The organism is Streptomyces sp. NPDC040622 (assembly GCF_055593965.1).
The window spans coordinates 544,066-566,060 of the sequence record NZ_JBVIXD010000002.1 but is presented as its reverse complement, the minus strand read 5'-3'; the positions used below and the strand labels follow the sequence as shown (position 1 = coordinate 566,060).

At 72.7% G+C, this 21,995-nt stretch carries 19 protein-coding genes; 6 read left to right on the top strand and 13 right to left on the bottom strand.

All coding sequences use genetic code 11. From position 1 onward, the window contains the following. Window positions 1-68 precede the first annotated feature (68 nt). Window positions 69-989: a hypothetical protein gene (locus tag ACZ592_RS07015; protein WP_471580456.1), complete on the bottom strand. Its 921-nt coding sequence runs from the start codon at window positions 987-989 to the stop codon at window positions 69-71. A 203-nt stretch (window positions 990-1,192) separates the two neighbouring features. On the opposite strand from ACZ592_RS07015, the gene ACZ592_RS07010 reads away from it, so the two are divergent. Continuing rightward, window positions 1,193-2,263 (top strand): chitinase, encoded by a 1,071-nt coding sequence (locus ACZ592_RS07010; RefSeq protein WP_471580455.1) that lies wholly within the window; start codon window positions 1,193-1,195, stop codon window positions 2,261-2,263. A 65-nt stretch (window positions 2,264-2,328) separates the two neighbouring features. Here ACZ592_RS07010 and ACZ592_RS07005 read toward each other — a convergent pair whose 3' ends face one another. Further along, window positions 2,329-3,642, bottom strand: coding sequence for an Nramp family divalent metal transporter (locus ACZ592_RS07005; RefSeq protein WP_471580454.1), 1,314 nt, complete (start codon window positions 3,640-3,642; stop codon window positions 2,329-2,331). Window positions 3,643-3,824: 182 nt separating this feature from the next. Between ACZ592_RS07005 and ACZ592_RS07000 the strand changes: the two genes are divergently transcribed. Together ACZ592_RS07000 and ACZ592_RS06995 are read left to right on the top strand one after the other, a co-directional pair. Beyond that, the gene (locus ACZ592_RS07000) at window positions 3,825-5,168 is read left to right on the top strand and encodes a M14 family metallopeptidase (RefSeq protein ID WP_471580453.1); all 1,344 of its coding nucleotides are present in this window, start codon (window positions 3,825-3,827) and stop codon (window positions 5,166-5,168) included. 106 nt (window positions 5,169-5,274) lie between these two features. Continuing rightward, window positions 5,275-7,254 carry a caspase family protein gene (locus ACZ592_RS06995; RefSeq protein WP_471580452.1) on the top strand — a complete coding sequence of 660 codons (1,980 nt, stop codon included), beginning with the start codon at window positions 5,275-5,277 and terminating at the stop codon, window positions 7,252-7,254. A gap of 17 nt (window positions 7,255-7,271) precedes the next feature. Here the strand turns inward: ACZ592_RS06995 and ACZ592_RS06990 are convergent, their stop codons facing one another. The 7 genes from ACZ592_RS06990 to ACZ592_RS06960 form a co-directional block, all read right to left on the bottom strand. Then, on the bottom strand, window positions 7,272-7,925 hold the full coding sequence (locus ACZ592_RS06990; protein ID WP_471580451.1) for an RES family NAD+ phosphorylase: 654 nt from the start codon (window positions 7,923-7,925) through the stop codon (window positions 7,272-7,274). Window positions 7,926-7,927: 2 nt separating this feature from the next. Beyond that, on the bottom strand, window positions 7,928-8,596 hold the full coding sequence (locus tag ACZ592_RS06985; RefSeq protein ID WP_471580450.1) for a hypothetical protein: 669 nt from the start codon (window positions 8,594-8,596) through the stop codon (window positions 7,928-7,930). Then, a complete protein-coding gene (locus tag ACZ592_RS06980) occupies window positions 8,593-9,690 on the bottom strand; it encodes a macro domain-containing protein (RefSeq protein ID WP_471580449.1) in 1,098 nt (365 codons plus the stop codon). The genes ACZ592_RS06985 and ACZ592_RS06980 overlap by 4 nt, the downstream gene beginning before the upstream one ends. A 200-nt stretch (window positions 9,691-9,890) precedes the next feature. Beyond that, the gene (locus ACZ592_RS06975; RefSeq protein ID WP_471580448.1) at window positions 9,891-11,381 is read right to left on the bottom strand and encodes a GntP family permease; all 1,491 of its coding nucleotides are present in this window, start codon (window positions 11,379-11,381) and stop codon (window positions 9,891-9,893) included. A gap of 126 nt (window positions 11,382-11,507) precedes the next feature. Next, the gene (locus ACZ592_RS06970) at window positions 11,508-11,918 is read right to left on the bottom strand and encodes a RidA family protein (RefSeq protein ID WP_361055398.1); all 411 of its coding nucleotides are present in this window, start codon (window positions 11,916-11,918) and stop codon (window positions 11,508-11,510) included. Beyond that, a complete protein-coding gene (locus tag ACZ592_RS06965; protein ID WP_471580447.1) occupies window positions 11,915-12,679 on the bottom strand; it encodes an IclR family transcriptional regulator in 765 nt (254 codons plus the stop codon). The genes ACZ592_RS06970 and ACZ592_RS06965 overlap by 4 nt, the downstream gene beginning before the upstream one ends. Continuing rightward, a complete protein-coding gene (locus ACZ592_RS06960) occupies window positions 12,676-13,674 on the bottom strand; it encodes a sugar kinase (RefSeq protein WP_471580733.1) in 999 nt (332 codons plus the stop codon). The genes ACZ592_RS06965 and ACZ592_RS06960 overlap by 4 nt, the downstream gene beginning before the upstream one ends. Window positions 13,675-13,871: 197 nt before the next feature. Here ACZ592_RS06960 and ACZ592_RS06955 point away from each other — a divergent pair, with 197 nt between their 5' ends. Both ACZ592_RS06955 and ACZ592_RS06950 read left to right on the top strand, forming a co-directional pair. Beyond that, the gene (locus ACZ592_RS06955) at window positions 13,872-15,179 is read left to right on the top strand and encodes an alanine racemase (protein WP_471580446.1); all 1,308 of its coding nucleotides are present in this window, start codon (window positions 13,872-13,874) and stop codon (window positions 15,177-15,179) included. A gap of 177 nt (window positions 15,180-15,356) precedes the next feature. After that, the gene (locus tag ACZ592_RS06950; protein ID WP_471580445.1) at window positions 15,357-16,970 is read left to right on the top strand and encodes an N-acyl-D-amino-acid deacylase family protein; all 1,614 of its coding nucleotides are present in this window, start codon (window positions 15,357-15,359) and stop codon (window positions 16,968-16,970) included. Between the two features lie 13 nt (window positions 16,971-16,983). Here the strand turns inward: ACZ592_RS06950 and ACZ592_RS06945 are convergent, their stop codons facing one another. Together ACZ592_RS06945 and ACZ592_RS06940 are read right to left on the bottom strand one after the other, a co-directional pair. Then, window positions 16,984-17,850, bottom strand: coding sequence for a trypsin-like serine peptidase (locus ACZ592_RS06945; RefSeq protein ID WP_471580732.1), 867 nt, complete (start codon window positions 17,848-17,850; stop codon window positions 16,984-16,986). A 108-nt stretch (window positions 17,851-17,958) separates the two neighbouring features. Further along, window positions 17,959-19,401 carry a cellulase family glycosylhydrolase gene (locus tag ACZ592_RS06940; protein WP_471580444.1) on the bottom strand — a complete coding sequence of 481 codons (1,443 nt, stop codon included), beginning with the start codon at window positions 19,399-19,401 and terminating at the stop codon, window positions 17,959-17,961. A 111-nt stretch (window positions 19,402-19,512) separates the two neighbouring features. Here ACZ592_RS06940 and ACZ592_RS06935 point away from each other — a divergent pair, with 111 nt between their 5' ends. Then, window positions 19,513-20,103 carry a hypothetical protein gene (locus tag ACZ592_RS06935; protein ID WP_471580443.1) on the top strand — a complete coding sequence of 197 codons (591 nt, stop codon included), beginning with the start codon at window positions 19,513-19,515 and terminating at the stop codon, window positions 20,101-20,103. A 111-nt stretch (window positions 20,104-20,214) separates the two neighbouring features. On the opposite strand, the gene ACZ592_RS06930 is transcribed toward ACZ592_RS06935, so the two are convergent. Continuing rightward, window positions 20,215-20,502: an SCO5918 family protein gene (locus ACZ592_RS06930; protein ID WP_471580442.1), complete on the bottom strand. Its 288-nt coding sequence runs from the start codon at window positions 20,500-20,502 to the stop codon at window positions 20,215-20,217. Between the two features lie 69 nt (window positions 20,503-20,571). After that, complete coding sequence (locus ACZ592_RS06925; RefSeq protein ID WP_471580441.1) at window positions 20,572-21,993, bottom strand: DEAD/DEAH box helicase; 1,422 nt, start codon at window positions 21,991-21,993, stop codon at window positions 20,572-20,574. Window positions 21,994-21,995 lie beyond the last annotated feature (2 nt).

The following is a 21,995-nucleotide window of genomic DNA, read 5'->3' as shown; positions in this document are numbered from 1 at the left end:
ACGGTGAGCGGGGTGGCGCGCGTGCGGTCGTCGGTCGCGTACGGGGTGCGGGGGCGGGCGGCCCGGTCCTAGGTCGCGCCGCGGGGCGGGGCGGTGGCGGCGCGGGCGGCGAGGGCGCGCACCGGTGGCGAGGGGCGTTCGGCGGGCGGCGGCAGGGGCGCGGCGCAGAACGCGCAGCGGTCGCCGATGAGTTCGAGGCCGCACCAGTGGCAGTCGTCGCGCCGGACGGAGGAGACCAGCTGGTAGAGGACGGAGATGTCCGGGATGGCCGCGGCGAACTCGACGAGCCTGCCGGTGGCCCACCAGCGCTCGGACTCGCCGGACAGCCGGGCCTCGGTGACCTCCTGGCACTTCCAGGCGGGGGCGAGGGTGCCGCTCACCCAGTCGGACGTGAGGCGGCCGGGGGCGTGGAGCATCCGCGTGCCGAACCCCGGGCCCGACAGGCGCGCCCCGTCGCCGCCCGACACCTTCACCAGTTCGGGGCGCGGTGTCGCGAGGACGGCGAACTGAGTCCCCGGGACCCAGGACTTGGCGTGCGACTGGAGGCTGACGGGCACGCGGTCGAGCTTGGCGACGGAGCCGAGCAGAGCGCCCGCGTAGATGTAGTGGGAGAGCAGTCGGGCGGCGGAGGCCAGCACGCCGGGGCTGAAGTCGCAGACCGAGAGCTGCCGCAGCTGCAGGGCGAGGACGGCGAGGCCGAGCGGCGGCAGGTCCGAGCGGACGATGGCGATGCGGTCGCTCTCCAGGACGGAGCGGACGGCGTGCAGGCGGTGCGCGACGGACGCGGGCGCGGAGGCGGGGCACAGCGCGATGACGTACCCGTGGTGCTCGACGAGGGTGTGCATCTCGGTGATCGCCTGGTCCAGCGAGTACGTCCGCGGGGACTGCACGGCGGACTGGAGGACGGCGGCCGAGGGGGTGTGCCGGTCGGGTGAGGGCAGCACGAGGTCGGGGCCGGTGACGGCTATGGCGGTCGGCAACGCGTACACCCCCGGTCCTCGTGCACTCCTGCCTCAGCACCATATCCACGTCATGGTCGCCTCAACACCCAACTTCCCACTGTTCATGTGGAGGTGGGCGATCCCGCCGGGAAGCAAGTGATGCTTGAGCCCTTGACAACTCAATTGGTCTGGACCAGCTTGTACGACCAAGCACACGGCGGTGGCCACCGTTGCGAAGCACCTCTCCCCCCATGTCCGACGCACCTCTCCCCCCACCGGAGGCAGTAGTGGACCGCACACGCAGGAGAAGGACCGGTGCCCTCGCCGGCGCCGTCACCGCACTCGCCCTCACCCTGACCGGCGGCCTCGCCGGCGGCGTCGCCACCGCCGACCCGGGCTCCACCGGCGCGCAGCGCGCGAGCGCCGGAGCCCGCGCCGTGCCCGCGCATGCGGTGACCGGCTACTGGCAGAACTTCGACAACGGCGCCCAGGTGCAGAAGCTGGCCGACGTGCAGGACGAGTACGACATCATCGCGGTGGCCTTCGCCGACGCCACCGGGACGCCGGGCCAGGTGGCCTTCAACCTCGACTCGGCGGGCCTCGGCGGCTACACCGTCGACCAGTTCAAGGCCGACATCAAGGCCAAGCAGGCCGCGGGGAAGTCCGTGGTCATCTCCGTCGGCGGCGAGAAGGGCGCGGTGGCGGTCAATGACGCGGCGTCCGCGGCCGCCTTCGCGGACTCGCTGTACGCGCTCATGCAGGAGTACGGCTTCGACGGCGTCGACATCGACCTGGAGAACGGCCTCAACTCGACGTACATGACGCAGGCCCTCAAGTCGCTGGCGGGCAAGGCGGGTTCCGGACTCGTCCTGACGATGGCCCCGCAGACCATCGACATGCAGTCCCCGTCGAACGAGTACTTCAAGACCGCGCTCGCCGTGAAGGACATCCTCACGGTGGTCAACATGCAGTACTACAACAGCGGTTCGATGATCGGCTGCGACGGCAAGGTCTACAGCCAGGGCACCGTCGACTTCCTCACCGGGCTCGCCTGCATCCAGTTGGAGAACGGCCTCGCGCCCTCGCAGGTCGGCATCGGCGTCCCCGCGTCGTCCAGCGCGGCGGGCGGCGGCTACGTCGCCCCGGACGTCGTGAACGACGCCCTGGACTGTCTGGCCAAGGGCACGGGCTGCGGCTCCTTCAAGCCGTCCAAGACGTACCCGGACATCCGGGGCGCGATGGCCTGGTCCACCAACTGGGACGCGTCCTCGGGCAGCGCCTGGTCCACGTCGGTCGGCGCGCACGTGCACGGCCTGCCGTAACCCCGGCCCGCCCCCCTCAAGGACCGCAGCGCCGCCGCTCCCCCGGCGGCGCTGCGTGCGTCGGGTCACCAGGGCAGGTCGCGCACCTGCTGCACGCACAGGACCAGGAACAGCAGACCGGCTCCGGCCAGCATCACGTTGCTCAGCATGCCGTTGCGCCACTGCCGGGGCGTGCGCGAGGTGTTGAGGAGCCACAGCAGGGTGAGGGCGAGGAAGGGCATGAAGAACGCGCCCAGTACGCCGTAGGCGATGACGAGGCCGAACGGCTCGTCGAGGAAGAGCAGGCCCATCGGCGGGAAAGTCAGCCAGAGCAGGTACGCGCGAAACGGCACCGACTTCTCGCGCTTGCCGGCCGCGACCTCCTCGACCATGTCGCCCCCGGCCACGGAGGCGCCGCGCTCGCGCCGCAGCCGCTCCACGAAGTCCGCGAACATCAGACTCACGCCGTGCCACACGCCCATCAGCGCGCCGAACGAAGTGGCGAAGAAGCCGATCAGGAAGAGGTTCGCGGTGACCGCGCCGAACTTGTCCTCCAGGACCTTGCCGAGGTCGATGAGGCCCCGGTCGCCGGAGGTGAGGGCGACGTTCGTGGAGTGCAGGAGCTCGGCGCCGATGATCATCATCGCGACGACGAAGACACCGGTCGTGATGTACGCGACGCGGTTGTCCAGGCGCATCACCTTGAGCCAGCTGATGTCGGTCCAGCCCTTGGAGTTCACCCAGTACCCGTACGCGGCCATCGTGATGGTGCCGCCGACCCCGCCGATCAGGCCGAGCGTGTAGAGCAGCGAGCCGTCGGGCAGGACGGGCGCGAGGCCCGCGAAGGCGTTGCCGAGGTCGGGGGCGACGCGGATGGCGACGTACACGACGATCAGGAACTTCATGCCGATGACGGCCGTCATGACCTTCTCGAAGACGGCGTACCGGTTGAACCAGACGAAGGCGAGGCCGAGCAGCCCGCAGATGATCGCCCAGGTCTTCAGGCTCGGCCCGTCCGGGAAGAGCGCCACGAGCGGCAACGCGCTGGACGACATGGCCGTCGCGCCGTAGACGAAGCCCCAGATGACCACGTAGATCGCGAAGTAGTAGGTGGTCCACTGGCCGAGGCTGCGCCAGCCCTCGAACAGGGTGCGTCCGGTGGCCAGATGCCATCGGCCCGTCGCCTCGGCGAGGGAGATCTTCACCAGACAGCCGATGATCGCGGCCCACAGCAGGGTGTAGCCGAACTTGCTGCCCGCGATGAGCGTCGCGACGAGGTCACCCGCGCCGACCCCGGTGGCCGCGACGACGATGCCGGGGCCCACGTACTTCCAGCTCGCCTTGCGGAGCGGGGGTTCCGCTTCGCCGGCGGCGGTGCCACTGCCAGTCGTTTCAGCCATGCCGATCAAGAAAGCGCATCACGGCGCGGGACACAAGAGGTTGGCCAAAGACTGCATTGACCGGTGCATGCCACGCCTCGACGATGGGGCCGCGCACCCCGCGACCGCGCACCCCGCGACCGCACCCCGCACGTCACACCCGCACGTCGCACTGAACAGCCCCCCACCCCTGAGGAGACTTCATGCGACTCCGCACACGTGGCAGAAGACCGGCCGCCCTCGCGGCCCTTCTCGCCCTCGCCGTGGCGGCCCCGCTCACCGCCAACGCCGCACCGGGCGGGGCCGGCCAGGCCCCCCGGAGCGCGGCCACGGCGGCCGACGAGGAAACGCGCCAGTACGAGATCCCCCTGGCCGACGACCGCGCGGCGCGCACCGCGCTCGCCCGCACCGGCGTCGCGATCGACGAGGTCGACGCCCGCGCGGTGGTCGTCTCGGCGGACGCCGGACAGGCGGCCGGACTCCGCGAGTCGGGCTACGAGCTCAAGGCGCTCGCCGGCCCCCCGAAGCGGACGAACGGGCAGGCCGTGGAGCCCAAGGACTTCCCGTCCGCCGACGCCAGGTACCACAACTACGCCGAGATGAACGCGGAGATCGACCAGCGCATCGCGGCCCATCCGAACCTGATCAGCAAGAAGGTCATCGGCAAGTCCTACTCGGGCCGGGACATCGTCGCCCTCAAGATCAGCGACAACGTCGCCACCGACGAGGCCGAGCCGGAGGTCCTCTTCACCCACCACCAGCACGCACGTGAGCACCTGACGGTGGAGATGGCCCTCTACCTGCTGCGCGAGCTGGGCGACGACTACGCCACCGACGCGCGGATCAAGAAGCTGGTCGACTCGCGCGAGATCTGGATCGTGCCGGACCTGAACCCGGACGGCGGCGAGTACGACATCGCGACCGGCTCGTACCGCAGCTGGCGCAAGAACCGCCAGCCCAACAGCGGTTCGTCGAGCGTGGGCACCGACCTGAACCGCAACTGGGCCTTCAAGTGGGGCTGCTGCGGCGGCTCGTCGGGCTCCCCCGGCTCGGACACCTACCGCGGCGCGCGCGGCGAGTCGGCCCCCGAGGTCAAGGTCGTCGCGGACTTCGTGCGCGGCCGGGTCATCGGCGGCAAGCAGCAGATCAAGGCGGGCATCGACTTCCACACGTACAGCGAGCTCGTGCTGTGGCCGTACGGCTACACGTACAACGACACCGCCCCCGGCCTCACCCAGGACGACCGCGACGCGCACGCCGCCGTCGGCCGCAAGATGGCCGCGAGCAACGGCTACACGCCCGAGCAGTCCAGTGACCTCTACATCACCGACGGATCGATCGACGACTGGCTGTGGGGCAACCAGAAGATCTTCAGCTACACCTTCGAGATGTACCCGACGTCCGCGGGCGCCGGCGGCTTCTACCCGCCCGACGAGGTGATCGAGCGGGAGACGAACCGCAACCGCGACGCGGTCCTGCAGCTCCTGGAGAACGCGGACTGCATGTACCGGTCGATCGGCAAGGAATCGCAGTACTGCGCGAGCTGACGCCCGCCACGGGGCCCCGGACCTTCTTCCCGTCCGGGGCCCCCGCCGCGGGACGTGCGCGTGAACACCCCCCGGGCGTCCGGCCGCGCTGCCAGAATCTTCCTCCATGGGGACGATCTACGCACTCATGGTGGGCATCAACGACTACCCGGCGCGGACGGCGACGCCGCTCACCGGCTGCGTCAACGACATCGCCGAGGCCCGCAGGCTCCTCACCGAACGCACCGGCGGCACGGCCCGGCTACGGGTCCTGCTGAACGCGGAGGGCACCGTCGCCGCCGTGGTCGACGCCGTCGAGCGGCACTTGGGGGCGGCGGGCCCCGACGACACGGCGCTGCTCTGGTTCTCCGGGCACGGCACACAGTCCCGGGCGACGGGCGCGGACCTGCTCGTGGAGGCCACCGGCCACAACCAGGCCCTCGTCTGCGTGGACGGGCCGCTGCCCGACAAGCGCCTGGGCGCGCTGCTCGACGCGGTCGCCGCGCGCGGCGCGCACACCGCGGCCGTCCTCGACTGCTGCTACTCCGGGGGCGCGACCCGGGACGCGGACCTGACCGCCCGCTGGACGCCACCGGCCCCCGGCTGGGACCTGACCGGGGCGGCGGCGCGGGACGTGGCCGTACCGCAGGGCCCCGCACGCCCCCTGCTGCTCGCCGCGAGCAGGCTCAACCAGCTGTCGTACGAGGGGGACTTCGCGGGCCGCAGGCACGGCGCCTTCACCCACGCGCTGCTCGGCGTCGCACGGGAGGCGGGCCCCGACGCCACCTACCGCGAACTCCTGTCCGCCGCCGACGCCCGCCTCCAGCGCAACGGGGGCGGGCAGCAGCCGGTGCTGTACCCGGCGGAGCCCGGGGGCGTCGCGGACCTGCCGTTCCTGGGCGGCGCCGTGGCGCGCACGCCCAGCCCGTACCTGCTGCGGTACGGCGGGGACGGCTGGGAGGTGGACTGCGGCAGCGGGCACGGGCTGCGGGAGGGGGCCGGGGCCTCGGGCACGGAGTTCACGGTGCTGCCGTCCGCGGGAAACGCGGCGCACGGCACGCACGGCACGCACGGGGTCGACGGAGCGGCCACGCAGGGCGGGAGCGCGGGCGGGTCGCCCAACGGCGCCGCCGGACCCGTCGTGCGGGCCCGGTCCGTGCAGGGCCACCGCACGCTCGTCGATCTCGTCGACTGGCGGCCCGCCGCCGACCGCGTCTACCCGGTGGCGCTCTCGGCGCTCGCCACGCCGCCGGCGACGGTGTCACTCACCGCGGCGGAACACCCGGACGGGGAAGGGGCGTTGCGGGACGTCATCGCCTCGGCCTCCCCGCTGCTCCGCGTCGTCGCCACCCCTCAGGACGCCGCCGACCTGCACTTCCGGGTGGAGGTGCGCGGCGCGTCGGTCCACGTACTGCGCCGCGACGGAGGCCCCTTCGTGGCACCACTGCCGTTCGCGGGCCGGGGGGACGCGGCGCGCGTCGCCGACTGCCTCGTCCACCTCACGCGCTGGCACCAGCTGCGGGACCTCACCGCACGGCCCTCGCCCCTGGACGGCCTGGTGCGCGTGGAGATCAGCCCCTGGGACGCGGCCGGCGGCGAGGCGCTGCTGCCGGACGGCAGCGGGGAGATCGTCTGCCCCTACACGCCGGGCCCCGAGGGGCCGCGTCCCCCGCTGGTCTCCGTCCGGCTGCACAACCGCTCCGCGAGCCGCCCGCTGTGGTGTCTGCTCGTGGATCTGACCGACGGCTACGCCGCCGACTCCGCCCTGTATCCGGGGCACTTCATCGCGCCGGGCGGCACGGGCCACGCGCTGGACGGCGAGCCCGTGCAGCTGTCCCTGCCCCCGGACCGGCCGGTGGTGCCGGGGGCGTCGGTGCGGGACTGGCTCAAGCTCGTCGTGGCCGAGGGGGAGCTGAACACGCTGCCGTTCCAGCTGCCGGAGTGGGATCCGCGGCGCTCCTCCTCCCGGGCCGATCCGCGGCCGGGGCGGGAGGGGGTCCTGCGTCTGCGGCCGCACGTGACACGGAAGTTGGGGCGGGTCGGCGAGGGCGCGCCGGGGCGCTGGGCGACCCGTACGGTCGCGGTGCGGACGGTGGTCCCCAAGTAGCGCCGGCCGACGGCCGCTCAGGGGGCGAGGCGCGCGTGGTACGGCTCGAGGACGGAGTTGAGCCACTGCTCTCCGTCGTCCGTGCCGAAGTCCACCGGGGGCTCGTCGACGACCTCCAGGGCCCGCTGCGGGCACCGGTCGCCGAAGAGGAGCACCGTGCGGTCCTCCGGTTCCCGCTTCGAGCGCCAGACGAAGCCCTGCGCCCACGGGTCGGTGTGGTCACGGATCCAGTGCGCCCAGTCGCGCGTGTACGCGTAGTCGACCGCCTCCGTCTGCACCAGCCAGGTGTCCTGGTGGACGCCCGCCAGGTCCTGCGCGGACATCAGCGACACGACGGTGACGTCGGCGGCCAGCCGCAGCGTGGTCAGGCGCCGCCCGCGCACGCTCACCCGCTGCACGAGGCGCGGGCCGCCCGCCGGGTCGAACGGCAGGGAGCGCAGCATCGTCTCGCAGACCGCGGCGACCGGGCTGAGCCCCGCGTAGAGGTAGCCGTACGGATCGCAGCCCGTGCCGTCGAAGCGGCCGCCGCCGTACAGGCAGTGCGCGGGGCGCGGGTTGAACCCGGCGGCCTCGCGGCGGGCGGAGTGCACGCGGTAGAGGATCGTGCCGCGCGGGAGCGTGACCTTGGCGGGGGTGGCGGTCAGTCTGTCGGGCGGCCGGTAGTTGGGCACGGCTAGTCACCCTCCATCAAGTACCGTGCGGTCTCGGCGAGCCGGCGATCGCTGCCGGTGCCGAGGAGCCGGGCGGGCGGGGTGCCGAGCCAGGCGTTGTCGGACAGCCACCAGTCGGCGGCGCCCCACGGGTCGCGGTCGGCCTCCAGGAGGGTGTTGACCTCCAGGACGACCAGCCAGGGCATCGCGTCCTCGGAGAACTGGAAGCTCGGCAGGCGCGGCAGGCCGCCCACGCCGGTCAGCCGGATCAGCTCGGGCGCGAACGGGTTGCCGCCGTGCCGCAGCACCGCGTCGGCGTCCAGCGCGGGGGCGGCGAGCAGCCGTTCGCGTACGGGGCCGAGCACCGGGCCGACCATGCGGTGCCCGTCGATGAGGAGCACGGCGAGGTCCTCGACGCGGAACCCCTGGTAGCCGGTGGCCCCGACGCCCGCGTCGGGGTCCGCGTCCAGGGCGAGCCGCGCCTCGCTCCCGGTGCCGAACTCCTCCGGCAGCCGCTCCCGCAGGAGCCGGGCCGCCCGGTCGGCCGCCTCGCGCCGGGTGGCGTCGTCGCCGCCCCGGCCGCGCACGACTCCAAGGAGCGCGGCGAGGCGCTCGCGCAGCGGCTGGTCGAGCCGGTCGGCGATGCGGTCCCAGAGCGCGGCGGCGGCCGCGAGCACGGCGTACGGGTTCATGGGTTCCCCCGGTCGGCGAGCCCGGCGAGCAGCCTCTCGATGAGGTCGGCCCGCGCGTGGCGGCGTACGACGAAATGGACGTCCCAGTCGGCGCCGCGGGCGAGTTCCGCCTCCACGGCCGCCCACAGGGCACCGAAGCTCTCCAGCGGCGGGAGGCCGCCGCGGCCCGCGCCGAGCAGCGGCAGACACAGGGAGGTGAGGGGCGGGTCGGCGGCGCGGGACTCCTCCGCGAGCAGCGCGAAGACGCGGGCCACCCCGCGGGTCACGTCGGCGGACTGCACGTCGTAGTCGTTGGTCTCGGGCCGGGGCACGGCGACGGCGACGTGGTAGATCCGCCGGACGCCCTGGCCGGCGAGTGCCCCGGAGGAGGTGGCGACGACGGTGCCCGGCAGGGCCGCCCGGCCCGGAGTTCCGTGCCGGGCGACCCACCCCCGTAGCTCGTCGTGGACGTGGTCCTCGACGACTCCCCCCGCCGGGTCCTTGTGCGCGCCCGCCCTGCGCAGGGTCGCCGAGACCGACGACTTGTAGGCGGCGGGCAGCGCGAAGTACGTGTTGGTGGGCGAGACGACGACGTCGACGTCGCGGAGCAGGTCCACCGAGTGGACGTGCACGGTGACGGTGACGGTGCGGCCGTGCAGGGACAGCCGCAGCTCGCGGTGGACGGTGGGCAGCCTGACGGGGTCGGGGGCGGTGTCCGGGGCCGGGCGTACGGCGAGCCCGACGACCTGCTCGGCGATCTGCCCGAGCACCATCAGCTCGTGGTGCTTGCGGAAGCGTTCGACGCTGACCCCGTACACCTGGGCGGCCCTGCGGCGCCGGTCGGCGGGCGGCCAGTCGCGGGTGCCCTGGGCGAGTCCGAGGGAGTACTCGGCGGCGGTCTGGAGGCTGCCGCCGCCGATCCCGAAGACCGCGGTCCGCAGCAGCCCCTCCACGGTCCCGCCCGACCTGTCGCCCGCGCCGTCCGGGAGTTCTCGGGCGATACGGCTCAGCTCGGGCGTATCGATCTCACGCAGTCTGACGACACCGGCCCGCCGCACCTTCCTCACCTCCTCGAGTACCGATCCGTAGTCGGGCTGGCGAGGAGCGGCTGACATGGCGGCAAGGATCGCACCGGGTCATCCTCATCACAAGCCCGTTCGGGGTCTCTCCCTCCGCCTTCCATTGCACACGGCCACCCGGTCGAACTCGGGTCGCGCACAGGGCAGTTACGGGTCGCGCTCCGCCCCGTACAGCACGCAGGGGCACCCGGTGCCGCTCACCGGGTGCCCCTGCGGACCGAAGGAAGGGGAGCGCGCTACACGAAGAGACTCACCACGGCCGCCACCGCGAACCCGGCCAGCGAGAGCACCGACTCCAGCACGGTCCACGTCTTGAGCGTGTCCCGCTCGCTGATGCCGAAGTACTTCGCGACCATCCAGAAGCCGCCGTCGTTGACGTGCGAGGCGAAGATGGAGCCCGCCGAGATGGCCATGATGACCAGGGCGACGAAGGCCTGGGAGTAGTCGCCCTCGGAGAGGAGGGGGGCCACGATGCCCGCCGTCGTGACGATCGCGACCGTCGCCGAGCCCTGGGCCACGCGCAGGATCAGGGAGAGCAGGTAGGCGAGGACGATGATCGGCAGGCCGACGTCCTGGAAGGTGTCGGAGATGGCCGTGGCCACGCCGCTCGCCTTGAGGACGGCGCCGAAGATCCCGCCGGCGCCGACGACCAGGAGGATGTTGCCGACCGGCTTCAGGGACGAGGTCGACACCGTCTCCAGGGACTTGCGCGACCAGCCGCGCCGGATGCCCAGCAGGTAGTACGCCATGAGCAGGGCGATCGTCAGGGCGACGAAGGGGCTGCCGAAGAACTCGATGACCGAGCGGAACGTCGAGGGGTCGAAGGCGATCGAGGAGAACGTCGCGAGCAGGATCAGGACCAGCGGCGTGCCGATGATCGTGAAGACCGTGCCGAGCGGCACCGGCTTCTCGCTGGGCGTCACGCCCGCCGCGCGCTGCTCGGCGATGACCGCGGCCTTCGCCTCGTCGGCGGCCTCGACCATGTCCTGCGGCACGGGCACGAAGATGCGCTTGCCGATCCACGCGGAGAACACCCAGGCGGCGAGGACCGCGGGGATGCCGCAGACGATGCCCATCAGGATGACCCAGCCGAGGTCCACCTTCAGGAGGCCGGCGGCGGCCACGGGACCCGGGTGCGGGGGCAGGAACGCGTGGGTCATGGAGAGACCCGCGAGCAGGGGCAGGCAGTACAGGAGGATCGACTTGCCGCTGCGCTTGGCGGCGGCGTACACGATCGGCGCGAGGACGAAGATGCCGACGTCGAAGAAGACGGGGACACCGAAGATCAGACCCGTCAGGCCCATCGCGAGGGGCGCGCGCTTCTCACCGAAGAGGCCCAGGAGGCGGGAGGCGAGGACCTCGGCCCCGCCGGACACCTCCAGGATCGCGCCGAGCATCGTGCCGAGGCCGATGATGATCGCCACATGGCCGAGGATGCCGCCCATGCCGGACTCGATGACCGAGACGGCGTCGGACTTCTGGACGGTGCCGAAGAGCTCGGTGACGGAGAGGCCGGCCGACAGGCCGACGACTATGGAGACCGCGAGGAGCGCCACGAAGGGCTGCAGCCTGACCTTGATGATCAGGAAGAGCAGAAGCAGGATGCCGAGCGCGGCGACGGTCAGGAGGCCCGCCGTGCCGTCGATCAGGGTGAGGATGCCGCCGGTGTGGGGTGGCGCCTCGGGGGCGGGCGCGGCCGCGAGCACGGCGGTGTGGAACGGGGACATCGTTGACCTCGTAAGTGCATGGGGCTTTCGGGGCAGGAGGTATCGCGGCGCGGCGCCTCCTGCGGGAGGTGCGCCGCGCCGTGACGACGTACGGCTTGCGGGGGAGAGATCAGGGGACGGGCGGCGTCAGCTCAGGACGGCGAGCGCGTCGATCTCGATGAGCAGGCCCTTGGGCAGGCCCACGTAGACGGTGGTGCGGGCGGAGGCCGGGGCCTTCAGGCCCTGCTCCTCGAAGTACGCGTTGTAGATCTCGTTCATCTCGGCGAAGTGGTCGACGTCCGTGAGGTAGACGCGCATCATCATCACGTCGTCCCAGGTGGCGCCGCCCTCTTCGAGGATCGCCTTGACGTTGGCGAACGTCTGCAGGGTCTGCTCGCGCAGGGTCGGGCCCGCGGGGGTGGGGGCCTTGCCCTCCTCGGCGGGAAGGAAGCCGACCTGCCCGGCGACCTGAAGGATGTTGCCCTTCTTCACGCCGTGGGAGAACTTCGCGGGCGGGGTGGTGTGGGTGGCCGGGGTGAGCGCGGTCTTCTCGGTCATGAACTTGCTTCCTTCAGTGGGGCGTTGCCTGAGTACTCCCGGCTGATGGCTTCCGCCGTGCGGCGGACCAGCGGGAGCAGGGTGAGGAGTTCCTCGGCGGTGACGACGACATTCGGTGCGGAGACCGACATGGCGGCGACGACGCGCCCGTCCGCACCGCGGATGGGGGCCCCGATGCAGTTGATGGACTCCTCGTGGCCACCGAGGTCGGTGGCCCAGCCCTGTTCGCGCACGGCCGCCAGCTCCTTGAGGAACGCGGCGGCGTTCGGCGTCGAACGGGACGTGTAGGTGGGGTAGTCGAGCTTCTCCGCGATGGCGCGGCGCTCGGCCTCCGGGAAGTCGGAGAGCAGCAGCTTGGCGACGGCGGCGACGGTGATCGCCACCGGCTTGCCGATGCGGGAGTACATCCGCACCGGGTAGCGGCTCTCGACCTTGTCGATGTAGAGGACTTCCTGCTCCTCGTAGACGGCGAGGTGGACCGTGTGGCCGCACTTCTCGTTGAGGGCGAGGAGGTGGGGGTGGGCGATCTCGCGCACGTCGAGATTCTCGACGGCCTCCTGGGCGAGCGCGAAGAGGCGCGCCCCGAGCCGGTAGCGCTGGTCGGACTGGCGGAAGACCAGGCCGTGCTCGTGGAGGGTGCGCAGGAGCCGGAGCGCCGTGGACTTGTGGACGCCGAGCCGGTCGGCGACCTGGCCCAGGTCGGCGGGGCCCTCGGCGAGCAGCGGCAGGATCGACAGCGCGCGGTCGACGGTCTGGCTCATGGGGTACGTACCTCCTCCTCGGCCTCGGTGTCCGGGACGTCGAGCGTCCAGCCGGGGCCGAGACGAAGTGTCTCCCAGGCGGTGTCGTCCAGGGCGGCGAGGCGGTCGGCGTGTGCGCGGGCAGGGGGCGTGGCGAGGTCGCCCGGGACGGTGAGCGCGGCCGCGGCCATGAGGTGGCCGTGGCGCAGCCGGTGCGCGACGGGCAGGCCTCGCAGGGTGGCGGAGAGGAAACCGGCGGCGAAGGCGTCGCCGGCGCCGACCGGCGCGACGACGTCCACGCGCAGGGCGGGCTGGAAGACGGGATCTTCGCCGTGGGCGTAGACGGTGGCGCCGCGGCTGCCCTGCTTGACGACGAGCGTGCCGGGCTCGGGCAGGGCGGCCCTGATGGCGTCCGCGCCGCCCCGCACGCCCCAGGCCGCCGCCGCCTCGTCCTCGCCGACGAAGACGAGGTCGGCGCCGCGGGCGAGGTCGAGGAGGACGCCGGGCCCGTCCGCCGCGTCCCTCCACAGCCCCGGGCGGTGGTTGACGTCGAAGGAGACGAGCGGGGAGCGGCCGGCGCGCCGGGTGCAGAGGTGGCGCACGAGGGCCAGGCAGTCGGCGGAGAGGGCGGGCGTGATGCCGGACAGGTGCAGGACGCGGCCGGCGGCGAGGGCGTCCTCGTCCACGGAGCCGCGTGCCATGGCGGAGGCGGCGGAGCCCGCGCGGTAGTAGACGACCTCGTGGGAGTCGGTGTCGCGGTCGTCGGCGGTGCGGAAGTAGATGCCGGTGGGGCGGTGCGGGTCCCGGCCGACGGCGGTGGTGTCCACGCCGTAGCGGGCGATCGTCTCGACCAGGTGGTCGCCGAAGCCGTCGTCGCCGACGCGGCTGACCCAGCGGGCGGTGTGTCCCGCGGCGGCGAGCGCGCAGGCGACGTTCGACTCGGCGCCGCCGATCCCCCGGTCGAAGGAGGGCACGTCGGCGAGGCGTCCTGGGCGTGCGGGCAGGAAGGTGACCATGGATTCGCCGAGTGCCACGACGTCCACTGCTGCCTGTGCGGCCGCCCGTGCGGCTGCCTGTGCGGTCACGATCTTCCAGCCCCTCAACCGACTCTCCGGATCCGTTGACCCGGCGTTGGCTCGGATGTTAGACAGCAGTAAGCGACATACGCAATGACTGTTGCACATGATGCAACGCACTCCTGGAGGAGGCGCCCATGGCCGCCGACAACGCCGTCGAACGTCCCGCCGATTCAGCCGCCGAGCGGCTCGCCGGGCTCGCTCAGGAGCGGGTGGACCACCGCTTCAAGGGTCTGCCCCCGGACGCGGAGGGACTCACCGTCGGCGAGCTCGCGGCCCAGCGCAGGAACCTCTTCACGGGCGGCTTCACCACCCCCGTCCTCGCCCTCTCCGCCGAGCGCCTCGACCACAACCTCGCCCTCATGGAGACGTACTCCGAGCGCCACGGCCTGGCCTTCGCGCCGCACGGCAAGACGTCGATGGCCCCGCAGCTCTTCACCCGCCAGCTGGCACGCGGCGCGTGGGGCGTCACGCTCGCGGTCCCCCACCAAGTGCGCGTGGCACGCGAGTTCGGCGTCCCGCGGATCTTCCTCGCCAACGAACTCGTCGACGCGGCGGCACTGCGCGCGCTCGCCCGCGACCTCGACGCGGACCCCTCCTTCCGCTTCATCTGCTACGTCGACTCCGTACGCGGCGTCGAGCTGATGCACGCCGCGCTCAGCGAGGCCGGCGCGAGCCGACCCGTGGACGTCGTGGTGGAGCTGGCCGCGGGCGACGGCGCGCGCACCGGCGTCCGCACCGAGGCGGAGTGCTTCGAGATCGCCAACACCGTCGCGAGCGCCGACACGCTGCGGCTCGTGGGCATCGCCGGGTACGAGGGCGAGGTGCCGGACGCGTCCACCGAGACGGTCACGGCATGGCTGCGCCGCCTCGTCGCGCTGCTCGTCGAGTTCGACAAGTCCGGCCGGTTCGCGGACCTGCCGGAGGTCGTGGTCAGCGCGGGCGGCAGCGCGTGGTTCGACGCGGTGGCCGCGGTCTTCGCGGAGATCCCCGAACTGTCCCGGCCCGTACTGAAGTTGCTGCGCTCCGGCGCGTACGTCTCGCACGACGACGGCCACTACAAGCACCTGACGCCGTTCAACCGGGTGCCGCAGGAGGGTGCGCTGGAGCCCGCGTTCCGGCTCTGGGCGCAGGTCGTCTCCCGCCCCTCCGGGGAACAGGCCTTCACCAACGCCGGGAAGCGGGACGCGGCCTACGACCTGGACCTGCCCGAGGCGCAGGTCGTACGGCGCGACGGCGTCGAGCGGGACGCGACGGGCGTGACGGTGACCGGGCTCTCCGACCAGCACGGCTGGCTCCGCACCACACCGGAGGCGGACCTCGCGGTCGGCGACTGGCTGGGCATGGGCCTCTCGCACCCGTGCACGGCGTTCGACAAGTGGCAGCTGATTCCGCTGGTCGAGGGGGACGGGACGGTCGTGGACTACATCCGCACGTACTTCTGACCCGGGGGCCTGGGACGGTTCCCCGCACCGCCGCCGCGCGGCGGATCCCTCCCACCCGCCCGCTCACCGCCCGCACCCGGCGACGAGAGCCGCACGGGTGGTGCGGATGAGACACAAGATCCGGCCGGAGGCCGGGTGCACCACACGGCCTGAAGCAAGAAGAAATGAGGCACCCCCATGGACCTGGTGATCCGGGACGCGAGCGTCATAGACGGCACCGGAGGTGCCTCGTACCGCGCGGACGTCGGCGTACACGAGGGCAGAGTCACCGCCATCCACCGGGAGGGCGACCCGGGCCCCCGCCCGACGGGGCAGGCGAACCTGGACGCCCAGGGCCTCGCCCTCGCACCGGGCTTCATCGACATGCACGCGCACAGCGACCTCGCGCTGCTCAGGGACCCGGACCACAGCGCGAAGGCCGCCCAGGGCGTCACCCTGGAGGTCATCGGCCAGGACGGCCTGTCCTACGCCCCCGTGGACGACCGCACGCTCACCCAGGTCCGCCAGGCCATCACCGGCTGGAACGGCGACGGCAGCGACATCGACTTCACGTGGCGCACGGTCGGCGGTTACCTGGACGCGCTCGACAGCGCCCACGGCGGCCACGGCATCGCGGTGAACGCCGCCTACCTCATCCCCCAGGGCACCGTCCGCATGTACGCCCTGGGCTGGGACGACCGGCCGGCCACCGACGCCGAGACCGCCCGCATGAAGCAGCTCGTCGCGGAGGGGATGCGGGAGGGCGCCGTCGGCATGTCGTCGGGGCTCACCTACACGCCGGGCATGTACGCGGACGACTCGGAGCTCACCGAGCTCTGCAAGGTCGTCGCCGCCCACCAGGGCTACTACTGCCCCCACCACCGCAGCTACGGCGCCGGCGCCCTGCAGGCGTACGAGGAGATGGTGAACCTCACGCGCATCGCGAACTGTCCCCTCCACCTCGCCCACGCGACCATGAACTTCGGCGTGAACAAGGGCAAGGCGCCGGACCTGCTGGCCCTCCTCGACGACGCCCTGGCCGGCGGCGCCGACATCACCCTCGACACGTACCCGTACACACCGGGTTGCACGACCCTCGTCGCGATGCTGCCCAGCTGGGCCGGCGAGGGCGGGCCCGACGCGATCCTCGGCCGCCTCAAGGACGAGGAGACGGCGGAGAAGATCCGCCACCACATGGAGGTGATCGGCGCCGACGGCTGCCACGGCGTGCCCATCGAGTGGGACGCGATCGAGGTCTCGGGCGTGAGCGACCCGGGGCTCGCCTCCTGCGTCGGCAAGACCATCGCCCAGTCCGCCGCCCAGCGCGGCGAGGAGCCGTGGATCACGGCGCGCCGGCTCCTGATCAACGACAACCTCGGTTCGACGATCCTCCAGCACGTCGGGCACGAGGAGAACGTCCGGGCGATCATGCGGCACCGTGTGCACACGGGCGGCAGCGACGGCATTCTGCAGGGCTTCAAGCCGCACCCGCGCGCATACGGCACGTTCCCGCAGTACCTCGGGCGCTACGCGCGGGAGCTGGGCATCATGTCGATGGAGGAGACCGTCGCGCACCTCACCTCGCGCCCCGCCGCCCGCCTGCGCCTGGCCGACCGGGGCCTGGTCCGCGAGGGCTACCGCGCCGACCTGGTCCTCTTCGACCCGGAGACGGTCGCGGCGGGCTCCACGTTCGAGGCTCCCCGCACCCTGCCCACCGGCATTCCGCACGTCCTGATCGACGGCCGGTTCGTGATGCGGGACGGCCGGCGCACGGACGTCCTCGCGGGACGCGCCGTGCGCCGGACTCCCTGAACGCGCCTCCTGGTTACCGCTGACCGGCCGGCTGGGGCAGCCTGCACCCCGGCCGGTCCAGGTCGATCCTGCTGTGGCGGGTGACGCAGGGGACGATCCCGTACGTCTCCTGGGCGTAGTTGATGCCCTGGCGGACGGTCACCCTGCCCTTCCGGTCGATCTCACAGGGGTTGTTGACGGTGCAGCGCTCGCCGTCCTCGTTGCCCGTGTTGTTGACCGCGGTGACCCTGCCGGTCTTCCTGTCGATGACGGGCGAGCCCGAGGTGCCGCCGATGGTCTGGCAGTCGGGGGTGTAGCGCACGGAGTCCTTCCAGGTCCACTCCCCCTCCTTCATGCGGTACACGAACCCGTCGATGTTGCAGCTGTAGGTCTTCTTCCAGTAACCGGAGACGACCGTGACGGCGCGCCCCTTCACCGGGTGGTCATCCTCGAGGACCAGCGGCTTGATGCCGTACTTCTTGGTGATGTCCCGGTAGCTGCTGGTGAGTTGGTAGAGGGTGACGTCGGTGTCCGTCATCGTCGCGTACGACACCTTGGACGCCTTGAGCGTGGCGACCTCGTTCGCCTTCGCGTCGAGCAGCTTGAAGGTACGGGTGGACGGCTGGTCGACGATGACCTCACCGGCGCCGGGGAAACCGGTCTCGATGCAGTGGCCGTTGGTGAGGACGAGCGCCGGGTCGTCAGGCCGGGACTTGGGCGTGCGGACGACCGAGCCGGAACAGTTGCTGAGCGCCACCGTGCCCGCGAAGTCGACCGGCTTGGTCTGGCCCGTCGCCTGCCGGGACGGCTGGGCCGGCTCGGTGTTCCCCGCGAGCGCGGGGGTCGCGCCGGCCGCGGCCAGCGCGAGAGCGAGCAGACCGCCCGTGACCGCGCTTCTCATCTTTCCCATTCTGTGGAGCCCCCCTTGTGACGTACGCCTGTCGTGCGGATGTCAGGGGCATTCTTGGGGTCCCTGTGCAGCCGGACAAGGGGTGGGAACTCTTGCATTTCACCCACGCGGCGTGATGCGGACAGAGTTCGCGCCAGGTCGTGAAACGACCGTGAGAATACGGGACTTGGGGTCCCAAGAGTCCTGTTTCCCGCCGCTGATCCGGCCGCCTTCGGGGAAGTGCCTCGCGGGCAGGTGGAGCTCCGTGCCGCCCCGCACGCCCGCCCGGCCGCGCCAGCTCACCGTCAGCGCGCGGTCCGCCGGGTCCCACCGGAAGGCGACCGGATCCCCGGCGATGGCGCGCGGGTAGGGCCGGTCGAGCACGGGCAGCAGCGCGGTCGGCCTCATGTCGGCGTCCCACGGCGACCAGGGGCCGGGGTCGTTGGACCAGTAGGCGAAGCCCGCGCCCATCTCGTCGGCCGTGCGCTGCACCTTCTCCACGTACTTCATGGCACCGGGCAGCCCCACGTCGAGCCCGAACTCGCCGATGACGACGGGCGCCCCGAGCCGCCGCGCGGTCTTCTCCGTCTGCGCGCGCCAGGCCCGCAGGGACGCGTCGACCTGCCCCTTGGTGTCCCCGGTGTAGCCGCCGCCGAGGTCCATCGGCAGGGGGTAGAGGTGGGGCGCGTACGCGATGCGGGCCTCGTCGCCGTCGCCGCGCGGGTCGTCCAGGCGCGGAAGCCCGTTGCCGAAGCCCCAGTTGGAGCCGATCGCGGAGGGTTCGACGAAGAGCCAGTGGTCGCGGTCGACGGTGCGGATGGCGTCGATGCCGTCCTGGTAGAGGCGGGCGAGCGGTCCCGCCTCGAAGGCGGGGCCCTGCACGCTGCCTCCCCACGGCTCGTTCATCAGGTCGTAGCCGATGACGGTGTCGTCGTCGGCGAAGTACCGGGCGACCTCCCGCAGGGCGCCGACGTAGTGCCCGCGCAGATCGCGCCCGCCGCCTTCGACCGTCCCCCAGAAACGGTCGAAGGCGCGGACGGTCCCGGGTTCGGCGTAGCCGAGCTCCCCGGGGTCGGTGGCGGCGGACGTCAGCCCGTCCGTCTCCGTGGCCCAGGCCGGGGCGCCGTTCCCCCCGACCCGCGGCCCGTACAGGTCCTGATGCAGGTCGAGCAGCACGTGGTAGCCGCGCTCGCCGTACCACCGCACGCGCTCGGCGACACGCCGCAGATACGTCCTGTCGTACGCGCCCGGGGCCGGCTCGACGTTGCGCCACTGGAGGAGGAAGCGGACGAAGTTCGTGCCGAGGTCACGGCGTTCGCGGGCGACGTCCTTCTCCTCGATCCACGGCATGCCGTCCGGGGCCGCCTTGGCGCTGCTCGCCGTGGACAGGCCGCGCAGGACCAGCGCGCGCCCCTGCCGGTCGGTGATCCAGCGGTGCCCGCTCGCGGTGTCGGCGCGCCCGGCACCGGCGCCCTCGGGGCCGACGGCGACCAGCAGCGCCGCCGCGACGGCGAGCACGATCCCGCCCACCGCCCAAGTGCGCCGTGCCGGAAGGGAGTTCATGGCGGGGATGGTAGATCGCGGGACCCCCGCGGCAACAGACATGAGCATTGTTCACTTTTTCCGGCCGCACCCCCTGTCCGCGACGGCGGGACCGCCCTACAGTGGCCCGCCATGCGGACGACGATCGACGCGGTGCGGGCGCGCACGGACGCCACGGTGGTGGTGGCCGGCGTCTGTCTGCTGCTGGTCCTGGCACACGGCAGCACCACCCTGCTGACCGCGTTCACCGCGCGGGCGGGCCTGTCGGTCGTACCGAGCGCGCTCGGCGTGCCCTTCGCGCTGCCGGGCCTGCGGGCGACACCGCTCGGCGCGACGGCCTGGTCCTGGCAGCTCTGCGAGAACTTCGCGGCCCTGCTCCTGATCGCGACGGCCGCCGCGCGCATGCGCCGCCACCTGCGCCTGCGCCCCGAAGCGGGCCGCTTGCGCCGCCTGCTGGCGGGCTGGACGGCACTCATCGCGGGCGCGGCACCGGCGGGCGCGTGGCGCGGCATGGTGGCGGCCCGCATGACGGAGGCGGGCACCTGGGGCTGGCTGCTGCTGCCCCTGACCGGGGCGGTGTTCGGCGCGCTGTGGGGCGTGGCCCTGGGCTGGCTGCCGGGAGCGACGGCACTGGCGGCACGGAGACCACCCCGCGCGAAGCCGCACACGAAGGCCCCGCCCGCCGGGGCGGAGCGGGGCCTGTCGGGCGAATCGGGCGGCTGAGGGCGAAGAGGCGCCCCAGGCGCGGCGCCCCACCCGGGGGCGGGCTCGGCGCCATCGAGCGGTGGTGCGACCGGTGAACCGGCCGGACCGCCACTCCTCGCGGCCCTCGTCCTAGACGACGGACGTGGGCCAGGCCGCAGGGGCCGGCTCGGGGGCGGCCGGGGCCGGGGCGGAGCGGCAGGTGAAGCCGAGGCCCGTCAGCGCCCTGGTCACCTCGCGCGCCGAGAAGTCACGGCGGTCCTGCCGTGTGATCACTTCGCCCACCTGCTTGACGGGGTAGTGACGGCGGCCGATGATCACGGACTCGCCCGTGACCGGCTCGGGCTTGACGCCCTTCATGACCTGCTCCACCTCGTTCTTGAACAGGTCGAAGGGGAAGCGGGCGATGACACAGCGCATGGTGCCTCACAGAGGGAGAGGGCCGATGGGTCCAACGGGGCGCGGGGCCGGCGCGGGCCGGCCCCGGGGTCAGGCTGCGTCGGGCCGGGTGCGCGCCGCGTAGGCGCGGCGGGCGCGGCCGTCGCGGGGGCGGCGCCCACGCGCTCCGGAGCCGCCCCGCGAGGAGCCGCCCCGCGAGGAGGGCTCCTTCGGCGGCGCCGGGATGGTCACGGGGATACCCGAGGGGGCCTGCGCGCCGGTGATCCGCGCCAACTCCGCCTCGCCGGAGCGCACTTGAGCGGTGTGCGGCCGGATGCCCGCGGCGATCATCAGTCGGTTCATGTCGCGCCGCTGCGCGGAGGTGACCAGCGTGACGACGCTGCCCGAGCCACCGGCGCGGGCGGTGCGCCCACCGCGGTGCAGGTAGTCCTTGTGGTCGGCGGGCGGGTCGACGTTGACGACGAGGTCGAGGTCGTCGACGTGGATGCCGCGCGCCGCGACGTTCGTGGCGACGAGTGCGGTGACCTGGCCGGACTTGAACTGCGCCAGCGTACGCGTGCGCTGGGGCTGGGACTTGCCGCCGTGCAGCGCCGCCGCCCGCACCCCGCTGCCGAGCAGGTGCGTGGTGAGCCGGTCGACCGCGTGCTTGGTGTCGAGGAAGAGGATCACCCGGCCGTCGCGGGCGGCGATCTCCGTCGTGGTGGCGTACTTGTCGGCGCCGTGCACGTGCAGCACGTGGTGTTCCATCGTGGTGACCGCGCCCGCGGACGGGTCGACGGAGTGGACGACGGGGTCGCTGAGGTAGCGGCGCACCAGGAGGTCGACGTTGCGGTCGAGGGTGGCCGAGAACAGCATCCGCTGGCCGTCGGGCCGCACCTGGTCCAGGAGCTCGGTGACCTGCGGCAGGAAGCCCATGTCGGCCATCTGGTCGGCCTCGTCGAGCACGGTGATCGCGACCTGGTCCAGGCGGCAGTCGCGCCGCTCGATGAGGTCCTTGAGCCGCCCCGGCGTGGCGACGACGACCTCGGCACCGGCGCGCAGGGCACCGGCCTGCCGGCCGATCGACATGCCGCCGACCACCGTGGCGATGCGCAGCCTCAGCGACCTGGCGTACGGGGTGAGGGCGTCCGTCACCTGCTGGGCGAGCTCGCGGGTGGGGACGAGGATGAGGGCCAGCGGGCGGCGCGGCTCGGCGCGCTGTCCGGCGGTGCGGGTGAGCACCGCGAGGCCGAAGGCGAGGGTCTTGCCCGATCCGGTGCGCCCGCGGCCGAGGACGTCACGGCCCGCGAGGGAGTTGGGCAGCGTGGCCGCCTGGATCGGGAAGGGCGCGGTGACGCCGAGGCCGGTGAGGGTCTTGAGCACGCCGTCGGGCAGGCCGAGCGCGGCGAAGTCCTCGACGGGCGGCAGGGCCGGGGTGACGGTGACCGGCAGCGCGAACTCTCCCTGAGGGGCGGCGGGCCTGCGGCCCGTACTCCTGGGGCGTCGAGTATATGTGCGACTTGAGCGGTTCATGG